This window comes from Amycolatopsis sp. NPDC102389, assembly GCF_044765885.1.
Classification (GTDB): Bacteria; Actinomycetota; Actinomycetes; order Mycobacteriales; family Pseudonocardiaceae; genus Amycolatopsis.
In genome coordinates, this window is the sequence record NZ_JBIWKX010000084.1 from 16,574 (window position 1) to 28,779 (window position 12,206).

At 70.2% G+C, this 12,206-nt stretch carries 11 protein-coding genes; all 11 read left to right on the plus strand.

Going from position 1 to position 12,206, the window contains the following annotated elements:
* The first annotated feature begins 3 nt into the window (after nt 1–3).
* From ACIRGA_RS37835 to ACIRGA_RS37885, 11 genes are read left to right on the plus strand one after another with little or no spacing between them, the layout of a single operon-like run.
* Nucleotides 4–1,206, plus strand: coding sequence for a beta-ketoacyl-[acyl-carrier-protein] synthase family protein (locus ACIRGA_RS37835; protein WP_400951130.1), 1,203 nt, complete (start codon nt 4–6; stop codon nt 1,204–1,206).
* Nucleotides 1,203–2,303, plus strand: a complete 1,101-nt coding sequence (locus ACIRGA_RS37840) for a beta-ketoacyl synthase N-terminal-like domain-containing protein (protein WP_400951134.1) — start codon at nt 1,203–1,205, stop codon at nt 2,301–2,303. Before ACIRGA_RS37835 ends, ACIRGA_RS37840 begins: the two co-directional genes overlap by 4 nt.
* Entirely contained in the window at nt 2,281–3,396 is a 1,116-nt protein-coding gene (locus tag ACIRGA_RS37845) for a beta-ketoacyl synthase N-terminal-like domain-containing protein (protein WP_400951137.1), read from the plus strand. Before ACIRGA_RS37840 ends, ACIRGA_RS37845 begins: the two co-directional genes overlap by 23 nt.
* Entirely contained in the window at nt 3,393–4,229 is an 837-nt protein-coding gene (locus ACIRGA_RS37850; protein ID WP_400951140.1) for a beta-ketoacyl synthase N-terminal-like domain-containing protein, read from the plus strand. The genes ACIRGA_RS37845 and ACIRGA_RS37850 overlap by 4 nt, the downstream gene beginning before the upstream one ends.
* A complete protein-coding gene (locus tag ACIRGA_RS37855) occupies nt 4,226–5,023 on the plus strand; it encodes an alpha/beta fold hydrolase (RefSeq protein ID WP_400951143.1) in 798 nt (265 codons plus the stop codon). The genes ACIRGA_RS37850 and ACIRGA_RS37855 overlap by 4 nt, the downstream gene beginning before the upstream one ends.
* Nucleotides 5,020–5,940, plus strand: a complete 921-nt coding sequence (locus ACIRGA_RS37860; protein ID WP_400951146.1) for a thioesterase — start codon at nt 5,020–5,022, stop codon at nt 5,938–5,940. Before ACIRGA_RS37855 ends, ACIRGA_RS37860 begins: the two co-directional genes overlap by 4 nt.
* Nucleotides 5,937–6,569, plus strand: a complete 633-nt coding sequence (locus ACIRGA_RS37865) for a 2-hydroxychromene-2-carboxylate isomerase (RefSeq protein ID WP_400951149.1) — start codon at nt 5,937–5,939, stop codon at nt 6,567–6,569. Before ACIRGA_RS37860 ends, ACIRGA_RS37865 begins: the two co-directional genes overlap by 4 nt.
* Nucleotides 6,566–6,688 carry a hypothetical protein gene (locus ACIRGA_RS37870; RefSeq protein ID WP_255431380.1) on the plus strand — a complete coding sequence of 41 codons (123 nt, stop codon included), beginning with the start codon at nt 6,566–6,568 and terminating at the stop codon, nt 6,686–6,688. The genes ACIRGA_RS37865 and ACIRGA_RS37870 overlap by 4 nt, the downstream gene beginning before the upstream one ends.
* Nucleotides 6,685–7,413, plus strand: a complete 729-nt coding sequence (locus ACIRGA_RS37875) for a class II aldolase/adducin family protein (RefSeq protein ID WP_400951151.1) — start codon at nt 6,685–6,687, stop codon at nt 7,411–7,413. The genes ACIRGA_RS37870 and ACIRGA_RS37875 overlap by 4 nt, the downstream gene beginning before the upstream one ends.
* An 11-nt stretch (nt 7,414–7,424) precedes the next feature.
* The gene (locus ACIRGA_RS37880) at nt 7,425–10,211 is read left to right on the plus strand and encodes a cytochrome P450 (RefSeq protein WP_400951153.1); all 2,787 of its coding nucleotides are present in this window, start codon (nt 7,425–7,427) and stop codon (nt 10,209–10,211) included.
* Nucleotides 10,212–10,234: 23 nt separating this feature from the next.
* On the plus strand, nt 10,235–11,905 hold the full coding sequence (locus tag ACIRGA_RS37885; protein WP_400951156.1) for a (2,3-dihydroxybenzoyl)adenylate synthase: 1,671 nt from the start codon (nt 10,235–10,237) through the stop codon (nt 11,903–11,905).
* Nucleotides 11,906–12,206 lie beyond the last annotated feature (301 nt).

Genomic DNA, 12,206 nt, shown 5'->3' on the forward strand with positions numbered 1-12,206 from the left:
ACCGTGGCCCGCGTTGTCGTGACCGGGGTCGGCCCGGTGTCGAGCATCGGGATCGGGATCGCCGCGTTCGCCGAGGCGCTCCGCACCGGCCGATCCGGGATCTCGCCCATCACCAGCTTCGACCCGGCCGGGTTCCCGCACCGGAACGCGGGCGAGGTCCAGACCTTCGATCCGGGTGCCCAGCTCCGCCGCGTCGACCCGGCGCGCTGGGGCAGGTCCAGCCAGTTCGCGGCCAGCGCCGCGCGGCTGGCCGAGGCCGACGCCCGGCTCGACCTGACATCGGTGACGCCGGGGCGCGCCCACGCGATCATGGGCACCACCAGTGGTGAATCCGCGGTCGCGGAGGCGCTCACCGAACAGATCATCGACGGTGGTTTCGCCGCGCAGGACCCGGCCCTGCTGACCCAGCTGCCCGCCAACCGGCTGGCGAACGCGGTCAGCGAGGAGCTGGGGCTCTCCGGTGAGTCGCTGACCATCGCGACCGCCTGCTCGGCGAGCAACTACGCGATCGGCTACGCCTACGACCTGCTGGCCGGTGGCGAGGCCGACGTCGTCTTCGCCGGCGGCGCCGATTCGGTGTGCCGCTGGGCGCACGCCGGTTTCTACCGGCTCGGCGCGCTGGCGAAGGACGCGTGTACGCCGTTCGACAAGGACCGCGCGGGCATCCTCACCGGTGAGGGCGGTGCCGTGCTCGCACTGGAAACCCTGGAGCACGCCACGAAGCGGGGCGCCACGATCTACGCGGAGCTGCTCGGGTACGGCGTCAACTGCGACGCCATCCATCCGGTCACGCCGGACGCGCCGACGGTCGCGGAATGCATGCGCATCGCACACCGCAACTCCGGGATCTCACCGTCCGATGTGGACTACATCTGCGCGCACGGCACCGGCACGCAGGTGAACGACCTGGTCGAGAGCAAGGCCGTGATCGAGGTCTTCGGCGAGCGCCCGCCGCCGATCAGCTCGATCAAGTCGATGCTCGGCCACACCATGGGCGCGGCCTGCGGGTTCGGGGCGATCGCCTCGACCATCGCGATCGACCGCGGTTTCCTGCCGCCCACGGTCAACTGGACCACCGAGGATCCGGAACTGGGCGTCGATCCGGTGCCGAACGCGGCCCGCCCGGCGAACGTGCGGGTGGTCCAGAACGACGGTTTCGCCTTCGGTGGCAACAACGCCATCGTGATGTTGGGAGCGCCAGAATGAGCGGTGTGGTGGTGACCGGCTGGAGCGCGCTGACCTCCGCGGGCGTCGGCGTGGACGCGCTGGCGAAACGGCTCGAGCTGGCCGAGGCCGGTCAGGTCGAGAAGGGCCAGGAGATCGGCGACCTCTACGAGGAGCCGCTCCCCGCGGCGAGCGGGCATTTCCTCACCAGCTTCAGCCCGCGAGAACATCTGGGGCGCAAGGGAACCAGCACCTACGATCGGGCCACCGGGCTCGCCGTGGTGTGCTGCCAGGAGGCCTTGCGCGAGGCGGGAGTCTCCCTCGACGACGAGGTCCGGCCGCGGATCGGAGTGGTGCTCGGGACTTCGCTGGGCAGCTTCAAATCCACCAGCGACTACACCCGCGAGACCCTCGTGCAGGAGAAGCCGTACCTGGTGAACCCGATGCTGTTCCCGAACACGGTGATGAACTGCGCCGCCGGGCAGGTCGCCATCCGGTTCGGCCTCCGCGGGGTGAACACCACCATCGCGGGCGGCACGCTCGGTTTCCTCAACGTCCTGCGTTACGCGGGCAACGCCATCGAGCGCGGGCACGTCGACGTCGTCGTCGCCGGCGCGGTGGAGGAGTTCACGCCGCACCGCGCGTGGGCGACGCATCTGACCGGGGCGACCGAGGTCGTCGCCACCGGTGAGGCGGCCGGGATGTTCGTGCTGGCCAAGGAGAGTACGCCGGAGTGGGCGGGCACGCGGCAGCGCGCCGGTGTCCTCGCGGTCGCCACGGCCTACGGGCCGGGTGGTGGTGAAGCCGCTGAGACCGCGCTCGCCGGCTGTGTGCACCGGGTGCTGGCGAAGGCCGGCGTCGACGCGTCGGAAGTGTCCACTGTGTACACCGGCGAAGTCGACGACGGCGACCGTCGCGAGTACGGCCCGATCGTCCGTGCGCTCGGCCACCGTCCGGAACGGGTCATGGTCAAACGGCTGTTCGGCGAATGCGACGCGGCGTCCGGCGCGGTGGCGCTGGGTGTCCTGCTCGCCGAAGAGCGCGGCGGGCTGTGCCTGATCACCGCGCGGGGTGCGGACGGTGCCGTCGGTGCCGCCATCGTGAGGAGGTACGCCGATGGCGGTCTTGATCGCGGGTAGCGCGGTGCGCACCTGCCTCGGTTCGGGAGCGGAGACGTTCGAGGGCCTGCTTCGCGGTGCCTGCGGCGTCTCACCGCTCCGCTACGGCGATCCGGAAAAGCTGAACGTCGCCTACGGCTACCACACCGACCTCGACGATGAGCCATTCCGCGCGGGACGGCTCCTGGCCGCATGCCTGAAGGAAGCCGTCGAACAGTCCGGTGTGGACACCGCGACCCAGCGAGTCGCCGTCCTCGTCGGCACAGGCTTGCGTGAGCTGTCCGCAGTGGAACGGCTGGCGCTCACCGGTGAGCCCGTGTCCGCCGGTCGGCTGGACTTCGCCGACGTCGTGACCGAGACGCTTCCCGGCGTCACGGACGTGACCACGGTCGTCAACGCGTGCAGCGCCGGCGGCCACGTGCTCGCGCTCGCGCAGGATCTGCTGGAACTGGGCGAATGCGATGCCGTCGTGGTCGCCGCCGCCGACGCGATGACGCGGTCGATGCTCGCCATGGTCGGCCGGGTCGCCGAGGAACCGACCGAGCGGGTGCGCCCGTTCGACCGTGACCGCACCGGCGTGCTCCTCGGCGAGGGCGCGGCGGCGCTCGTCGTCGTGCCCGAGACCTGGGACGGTCCGGCGCTCGGCCGGGTCAGCGCGACCGGTCTCTCCTGCGACGCCTACCACGCGACGGCGCCGGACATCGAGGGCATCGCCCGCGCGATGTCCGACGCCTACACGCGTGCCGGCCGGATACCGTCCGATGTGGACGTCGTGGTGGCGCACGCGACCGGGACCGCGCTCAACGACCCGGTCGAATGCGACGCGCTGCGCAAGGTCGTCCTCGGTGGCGGCGGAAACCCGCTCGTCACCGCGGTCAAGGGTTCGACGGGGCACACCTCCGGCAGTGCCGCACTGGTCAATGTGGACGTCGCGCTGCGGATCTTCGCCTCGGGCGAGGTTCCCGCGGTCACCGGCCTTTCCGAGCCGCTCGCCGAGGGCACCGGATTACGCCTCGTCATCGGCGAAGCGGTCACCGCGCGGCCGGAACTCGTGCAGGTCAACGCGTTCGGCTTCGGCGGGGTCAACGCCGTCACGCTGCTGGAGCGGGCATGACCGGCCGCGCGAGGGAGACGCGCCTGCTGCTGACCGGCTGGAGCCTGCACCTGCCGGGGATCGCGGAGTTCGACGGTGCGCCGCCGGAGAAGGCCGCCACCGTCCTCGGGCGGAAAGGCCTGCTGTACAAGGAACCTTCGACCCGGCTGGCGTTGTGCGCGGTCCATCGCGCGCTCGGCTACGAACCGGGACAGCGGGCCACCGGGCCGATCGAGACCGGCACCGCGGTGGTCGCGTGCAGCAACCTCGGCAACGTCGAGACGGTCGCGAAGGTCACGCGCGCGGTCGAGGCGGAAGGCGGCCGGGCGGTGAGTGTGCTCGACGCGCCCAACGTCTCGCCGAACGTCGTGGCCAGCACAGTCGCGCTGTGGTTCGGCTTCGGCGGCCCCAACCTGATGCTGTGCTCCGGCAGCACCGCCGGGCTGGCCGGCCTGCGGATGGCGAGCCTGCTGCTGCGCTCCGGCCGGGCCACCCGGGTGGTGCTCGTCGGGGCCGAGCCGGAGGACGAGATCGCCTCGATCCTGCACGACGGACCGCTGCGCTCCGGGAGCGCGTGCGCGATCCTCGAGCCTTGGCGCGAGAACGCCGGCCACGTCGTGGTCGACGTCGATCCGGTCGCTCCGGCACCTCGACGCACCGTCGGTCCGGGCGGCTTCGACGTCAAGGAACGGTGGGGCGACTTCTACGGCGCGCACGGGGTCGTGGAGCTCGCGCTCGCCGCCCACCTCGCCGTCACGGAAGGCGAAGGCCGCGTGGGCATCGGCCCGCGGCGTCCGGACGGCGGGCCGCTGGTCACCGTCACCGAGCACAGCGATGAGATGGGGTACCGGTGAACGGTTCCGCGGTGAAGGCGCACACGCTCGCGCCCGGCAGGCCCGGTGCGCCGCTGGTGCTGTTCGCGCACGGGATGGAAGGCCATTGGAAGAGCTGGACGCCACTGGCCGCGCATCTCGATCAGGGCTACCGGATCGTTTCGCTGGAGCTGCCGTGGAAGGCGGGCAACGACTTCCGCTGGCGTAACCGCTCCTTCGGCAAATGGCTCGGCGACGGTCTGGACATGGTCGGAGCCACTCCGGACGTCCTCGTGGCGCATTCGTTCGGCGCCAACGCCGCGCTGGATCTCATGTGCGCGCTCGATCCGCGCGTCGGTTCCTCGGTGGCGTTGTTCTGCCCGTTCTACCGGCTGCCCCGCTACGAGGTGACCTGGCGGATGTTCGAACGCTCGCGCGAGACGTTCAGCGCGCACGTCGGGGAGGGCGTCCGCGCCCGGCTCGGCAAACGGGCGGCCACTTTGGACCCCGAGGTCGTCGACGGCATGGTCAAGATCGCGCTGAACCGCGCCGGGCCGCTGGGCTTCGCGGCCGTGTTCGACCGCTACGCCGCGAGCGCCGACCTCCAGCTCGGCAATGTCGAGATCCCGACGAAGGTGCTGGTCGGCGGCCTGGACCCGACGCTGTCCGCCGAGTCGGCGCGCGTTCTCGCCGACGGTATGCCGGGCGCGACACTGCACACGCTCGACCGCGGTGACCACTTCTTCCACGTCCGCTACGCCCGGTACGCCGCGGCCGAGGTGACCGGCCTCGTCGAAGACGTCCGGACTCTTCCGAAGGTAGGTGAGCTCCGATGACCGCAGTCCTGCGGCCAAGCCGGACCGTCACGCACGGCCGCCCCGCGTTCGAGGGCGCCAACATCCGCACCTGGATCGGGTTCAAGCACTTCATGTACCTGGTCGAGCAGGGTGTCCTGCAGTGGCTGCGCGATCAGGGCACGAGTGCGCGGGACCTGTTCCTCGAGCACGGTCTCGGCGCGGAGATCGTGGACTGCTCGGTGCAGCTGCCCGCGGTGCTGGAACTCGACGACGACGTCGAGGTCGAGGTCAGCCCCGGCCGCGGCGACAAGCTGAACGTGCTGCTCTCGGTGGTCCGCGACGGCGAGAAGGTCACCGTGCTGCGCGGCAAGGTCACCGTCGCGCTGGTCCGCGAGCGGGCGGCCGACACCCGGGCCGCCGCCCCCGATTCCTTGGCGCATCTGGAAGTCCCGGCGCTCAAGTCCACTGTGGAACGGATTGCGATCCCGGCCGGGGAGACCGCCGAGTCGGTGCTGACCGCGTCGCCGGGCGCGTTCCTGTGGTCCTGGCGGGCGCCGTACTTCTACTGCCACTACTCCGACCGCGTCCAGCACTCCGGCTTCGTCCGGACGCTGGAGGAGGTCGTCGACCGGTATCTCGCCGACCGCGGCATCTCCGTCGGCCGCATGCTGACCGAACGCGCCTGGATCCCGGTCGTCTCCCGTGCCCGCGTGCGGCTGCTGGAGGACGCGCGGATGGAGGAGACGGTGCACACCGTCTTCACCGTCACCGACATCCTGCGCGGGGTCATGTTCGACGGCCGCATGGACTGCTATGTCCAACGTGGACAGGAGCTCGTCCCCGTCGCCACCGCCCAGATCCTGCACGGGTACGCGATCGCGGCCGGGCCGGGCGCGGGCGGGATGGCCCAGCTCGACGAGGGTGTCGTGCACGCGCTGATCGGGGACCGGACGTGAGCCGGCCCGCCAAGCTGTACTTCTCGCTGCGCAGCCCGTACAGCTGGCTCGCGATCAACAAGCTGCGCGCCGAGGTGCCCGGCGCCCTCGAACAGCTGGAGTGCTACCCGTACTGGGATCCGGACACGGTGACCGGCGCCGGCCTCGACGAGCGCGGCGGCGAGTTCCACTACGTGCAGATGAGCCGCGCGAAACATCTGTACATGCTGATGGACACCAAGCGGATCGCCGAGGCGCAGGGCCGCAAGATGGCCTGGCCGATCGACATCGAACCGTGGTGGGAGCTGCCGCATCTGGCCTGGCTGCGTGCTCGCCGCGAAGGTGTCGAGTGGCCGTTCTACGACGCGCTGAACGAGGCGCGCTGGGGCCGCGGCGACAACATCTGCGAGCCCGACATCGTGCGGGCCGCCGCCGAGCAGGCCGGACTCGATCCGGAGCTGGCCGTCGGCGCGGTCGACGACCCGGAGATCCGCGCCGAAGGGGTCGACTGCCTCTACCAGGCCTATCTCGACGACATCTTCGGCATTCCCTACTTCAAGTGGGGCCGCCACCGTTACTGGGGATTCGACCGGCTGGACGGCTTCCTCGGCGTCTGGCGGCCGACGGTGCGAGAGGAGCGTGCGGCATGAGTGAGGACCAGGAAGCCACGGTCACCGAGCTGCCCACCGATCAGTGGTACGGCGTGCCCGCCGAACTGCTGGACGAGGGCGCCGCCTACGACTGGGACAGCCCGGGCGGCTGCGGATGAGGACCGTCGAAGAGGAACGGCTCTACCGCAAACAACGGCTGGCGGCGACCATGCGGCTGTTCGCGGTACGCGGTTTCGACGAGGGCGCGGGCGGGCACGTGACCGCCCGCGACCCCGGCGACCCGGAGAAGTTCTGGATCAACCCGTTCGGTGTCCACTTCGGACACATCCGGGTCAGCGACCTGCTGCTGGTCGACAGCCGGGGTGAGATCGTCGAAGGCGACGGGAGGATCAACCCGGCCGGGTTCGTCATCCACTCGCAGGTCCACGCGGCCCGGCCCGACGTCGTCGCGGTCGCGCACGCGCATTCCACCTACGGACGCGCGTGGGCGGCGCTCGGCCGCAAACTCGACCCGATCACCCAGGACGCGTGCGCGTTCTACGAGGACCACGAGGTCTTCGACGAGTTCGGCGGCGTGGTGCTGGATTCCGACGAGGGCAAACGGATCGCGGTCCGGCTCGGCACGGGCAAGGCGGTGATCCTGCGCAACCACGGGCTGCTCACGGTCGGCGGCACGGTGCAGGAGGCGGCCTGGTGGTTCACGACCATGGACAGCTCGTGTCACGTGCAGCTGCTCGCGGAGGCGGCCGGGAATCCGGTGCGGATCGAGCCCGAAGTCGCGCGGCACACCGCGTCGACCATCGGGACACCGGGGATGGGGCGGCTCAACTTCCGGCCGCTGTACGCCGACCTCGTGCGCCGCCAACCGGACTTGCTGGATTAAAGGGGAAGGTCATGCCGGCTCTACTGAACGACTACATCGCCGAGGGCGGCGCCGGGATCGCGATCGTCGACGAGGCGGGCGCGGTCGGCTGGCGTCTGCTGGAGGAGCGGGTGAACCGCTGGATCGCCCTGCTGCGGGATCGCGGGCTCGGCGAGGGAGACCGGCTGGCCTGTGTGCTCGGAAACCGCCGGGAGACCTACGAGGTCCTCCTGGCGTGCCTGCATTCCGGGATCACCGTGGTGCCGGTCAACTGGCATCTGACCGATCCCGAAATCGCCTACATCGTCTCGGATTCCGGCAGCAAGGCGCTGGTCGTCGAGCCCGCGTACGCCGAAACGGCCGGCCGCGCGGTGGCCCGGGCGACCGGGGAATGCACGACGCTCCTGGTCACCGGCTTCACCGGCGAGGCCGGTTTCGAAGCGGTGGAACCGTTGCTGGCCTTGATGTCCGCGGCCGAGCCCGAAGGACAGACCTGCGGCGCCACGATGTTGTACACGTCGGGCACCACCGGTGCGCCGAAAGGCGTGGTGAACGGCCTGTTCGTGGTCGGCGCGCCCTTCTCTCGGGTGGCGAAACTGACGCGGTACGCGCACGTCGTCCTCGACGTGCCCTCGCGCGAACGGTGCCTGCTCGACGGGCCCTGGTACCACTCGTCCCAGCTGTTCTTCTCCCTGCTCGGGCTGTTGCTCGGCTCGACGCTCGTGATCCGCCGGTCGTTCGATCCCGAGTCCACTTTGGACATCATCGATCGCGAGCGGATCACCGCCGCGCATCTGGTGCCCACGCAGTTCATCCGCCTGCTGCGGCTGCCCGCCGAGGTCCGTGAGCGATTCTCGGGAGCGAGCCTCGGCCGCGTGTGGCACGGCGGCGGTCCGTGCTCGCCGGACGTCAAACGCCGCATGATCGACTGGTGGGGCCCCGTGCTGACGGAGTACTACGGCGCCACCGAGGGCGGCGCGGTCACGATCGCCGGCTCGCGCGACTGGCTCGCGCATCCCGGCAGCGTCGGCAAGGCCATTCCCCCGAACGAGATCGTCATCCTCGGCGAGGACGGCACCCCGCAGCCTCCCGGCGCTTCCGGGCAGGTGTTCGTCCGGCGCGCCAAGGGCCAGAGCTTCTCGTATCACAACGCCCCGGAGAAGACGCGGTCCGCGCATCTGGAACCGGGCACGTTCACCTTCGGCGACGTCGGCCATCTCGACGAGGACGGCTTCCTTTACCTCACCGGGCGCGCGCAGGACATGATCGTCTCCGGCGGGGTCAACGTCTACCCGGCCGAGATCGAGGCCGTGCTGATCAACCATCCGGTGGTCCATGACGTCGCGGTGATCGGCGTCCCCGACGACGAGTTCGGCGAGCGGGTGGCCGCCGTCGTAGAGGTCGCGACCGGCACTTCTGCCGGCCCGGACGATCTCTTCGCCCTGCTGGACCCGTTCTGCCGCAAGTCGTTGGCGGGGTTCAAGACACCGAGGGCGTACCACGTCATCCCGCGGCTGCCCCGTGAGGCGACTGGCAAACTCCGCAAGGACGTGCTGCGCAAGAGTTTCGCGGCGATCGGGATCGAGCGGCCCGACATCGCGCATCCGGCGACGTTCGCCCACGGCGTGCCGCACGCGGAGTTCGCCCGCCGCCGGGCGTCCGAACCGGTGGCGTGGACCCCGGAACCGTTGCTGACCAGGCACTCCAGCGCCGGCAGTACCACTCAGCGCGGCTCCGGCTACTGGGCGGTGACGCGGTACGAAGACGTCTACTCGGTGTCACGGCGTCCCGAGGAGTTCTCGTCCGCGGCCAAGGGCGCCTTCCTGCCCGACCCGCGCACCCCGGGCGATCTCAAGCAGACCCGGCAGCTGCTGGTCAGCATGGACGGCCCCGAGCACGTCCGGATCCGCCGTCTGGTCGCGACCGTGTTCACGCCGAAGTCGGTGCGCGGGCTGAGCGACAGCATCGCCGGACACGCGCGGCGGCTGGTGGAGAAGGTCACCGATGGCGGGGAGTTCGACGCCGTAGCCGACTTCGCCGCCGAGCTGCCCCTTCTGGTCCTCTGCGACCTGCTCGGGTTCCCGCCGGAGGACCGGCACCTGCTTTACCGCTGGAGCAACGCGCTGGTCGGCTTCGACGACCCGGAGTTCGGCGGCGGCGACGTCGAGGCCTACCGCCGGACCTTCGGCGAGGCGTTCGCCTACGCGATGAAGCTCGGCATGTCCCGGCGCGAGTCCCCGACCGACGACCTGATCAGCCGCCTGGTCAACGCCGAGGTCGACGGGAAACACCTGTCGGACCGCGAGTTCTGCAGTTTCTGGCTGCTGCTGGTGGTCGCGGGCAACGAAACCACCCGTCATCTGATCTCCGGTTCGCTGGAGGCGCTGGTGAACAACCCGGCCGAACGCGATCGGCTGGTATCCGGCGAAGTGCCAGTGGCCACCGCCGTCGACGAGCTGATCCGCTGGGTCACGCCGATCATGCAGTTCCGCCGCACCGCCGTGCGGGACACGGAGATCGCCGGGCAGCCCATCGCCGAGGGCGACAAGGTCGTCGTCTACTACACCTCCGCCAACCGCGATCCGGCTGTGTTCACCGACCCGGACCGGCTCGATCTCGGCCGCGACCCGAACCCCCACCTGTCCTTCGGCATCGGCCCGCACTTCTGTCTCGGCGCGCATCTGGCCCGGCTGGAGATGTCGACGCTGCTGACCGAACTGCTGCCGCATCTGGCCGGCCTGCGCCTGACCGGGCCGGTGACCCGGCTCGAGTCGAACTTCGTCAACGGCGCCAAGTCCATGCCCGCCCGCTTTGCCTGATCACACGAGAAAGGGAGGCCGTCGTGCCCTCGAAACCAGTCCAGCCGAGCCGTGCGGGGACGGTCCCCTGGCCCGCCGACCTCGTCGCGCGTTACGTCGCCGAAGGGCACTGGAAGGGCCAGGCGCTCGCGTCGCGCTTCGTGACCGCGGCCGACGCGACTCCGGACGTCGAAGCGCTGACCGACGGCGACTTCCGGCTGACCTACGCCGAACTTCTGTCCCGTGTGGACGGTGCCGCCCAGCGGTTGCGGGCGCTGGGACTCCGGCCCGACGACCGGCTCCTGGTCCAGTTGCCCAACGGCTGGGAGTTCGTCGTGCTGACGCTGGCGTGCTTCCGGCTCGGCGTGATCCCGGTGATGGCGCTGATCCAGCACCGCAGGCACGAACTGTCCTATCTGGCCGAACTGGCCGAGGCGCGCGCGATCGCCGTGCCGGACCGCGTGAAGGACTTCGACCACCAGGAGCTGGCGGCCGGAATCGCCGCCGGGGCCGAGACGATCGAGCACGTCATCGTCGCCGGTGACGTCCGCGACGGGCACGTGGACCTGCGCGCACTTTGCGCCCCTGCCACGGATCCTGCGGCGGCGCGCGCCGAGCTGGACGCGGTGACGCCCGACCCGCGGTCGGTCGCGCTGCTGATCCTTTCCGGCGGTACCACGGGTCTGCCGAAGCTCATCGCGCGCACGCACGACGATTACGCCTGCTATGTCGACGGATCCGCCGACGCCTTCGGTTTCGACGCCTCGTCGGTGTATCTCGCCGTGCTGCCGTTCGGGCACAACTACCCGCTGAGCGCGATCCTCGGCGTGCTCTGGGCGGGCGGCCGCGTGGTCGTCTCGCCGTCGCCGTCCCCGCGTGACTCGCTCGGCGCGATCGAAGCAGAACGGGCCACGGTGACGTCGGTGGTGCCGGCGATCGTGGTGCGCTGGCTCGAATACCGCGAGGCGGACCAGCACCACGACCTGTCCTCCTTCAAGGTGCTGACCCTCGGCGCCGCGCGGCTGCAGGATCAGCTGGTCCGGCAGATCAGCTCGGTGTTCGGCTGCACGCTGCAGCAGGGTTACGGGATGGCGGAGGGGCTGACCAACCTCACGCGGCTGGACGACCCGTTCGACATCACCTGCGACACCCAGGGCCGCCCGATCAACCCGGCCGACGAACTCCGCGTCGTCGACCCCGACGGGAACCCGGTCCCGTCGGACGAGCAGGGCGAGCTGATCACCCGCGGCCCGTACACGATCCGCGGCTACTACCGCGCGCCCGAACACAACGAGCGCGCCTTCACCCCGGACGGCTGGTACCGCACGGGCGACGTCGTGCGGCTGCGCCCGGACGGCTACGTCGTCGTCGAAGGGCGCACCAAGGACGTGATCAACCGGGGCGGCGAGAAGATCGCGGCCGAGGAGGTCGAATCCTTCGCCTACCAACTCGATTCGGTGGAGATGGCGGCTTCGGTCGCGATGCCGGACCCGGTGCTCGGCGAGCGCGGCTGCCTCTACGTCGTGCCGACACCCGGCAATTCCGTCGCACTGCAGGACGTCATCGACGTCATGGAGACGGCGGGTGTGGCCCGGTTCAAACTCCCCGAACGGCTGGTGGTCGTCGACGCGATGCCGCGCACCCCGATCGGCAAGATCGACAAGAAGGTGCTGCGCGCGGATATCGCGCGACGCATCGAAGAAGAAGCCGCCTGACCCGACCCGCAAGCCTCGTGAGTGGCGTGTGGCCCGGGTCCGCGCCGACCGACGAGAGCCGATCGAGCTGTGAGTGTCCACAGGGGACACTTTTCGAGCGGCAAGTGTCCGGTTTGGGCAGTCTGCACGCTTTCGCAAGGGGGTCGTGAGTGGCAAAAGAGCGTTCTATTGAGCCGAAGGTCAAACGTGGCGTGTTCTTGGGCGGGCCGATGATGGGATGAAGGCTCCCTTCGCCGCGTCTAATGCGGTGAAAGGAGCCTTCGGCCCTGGTCAAGCGCGGGTCGTGAGTGGCGTTTCGGGT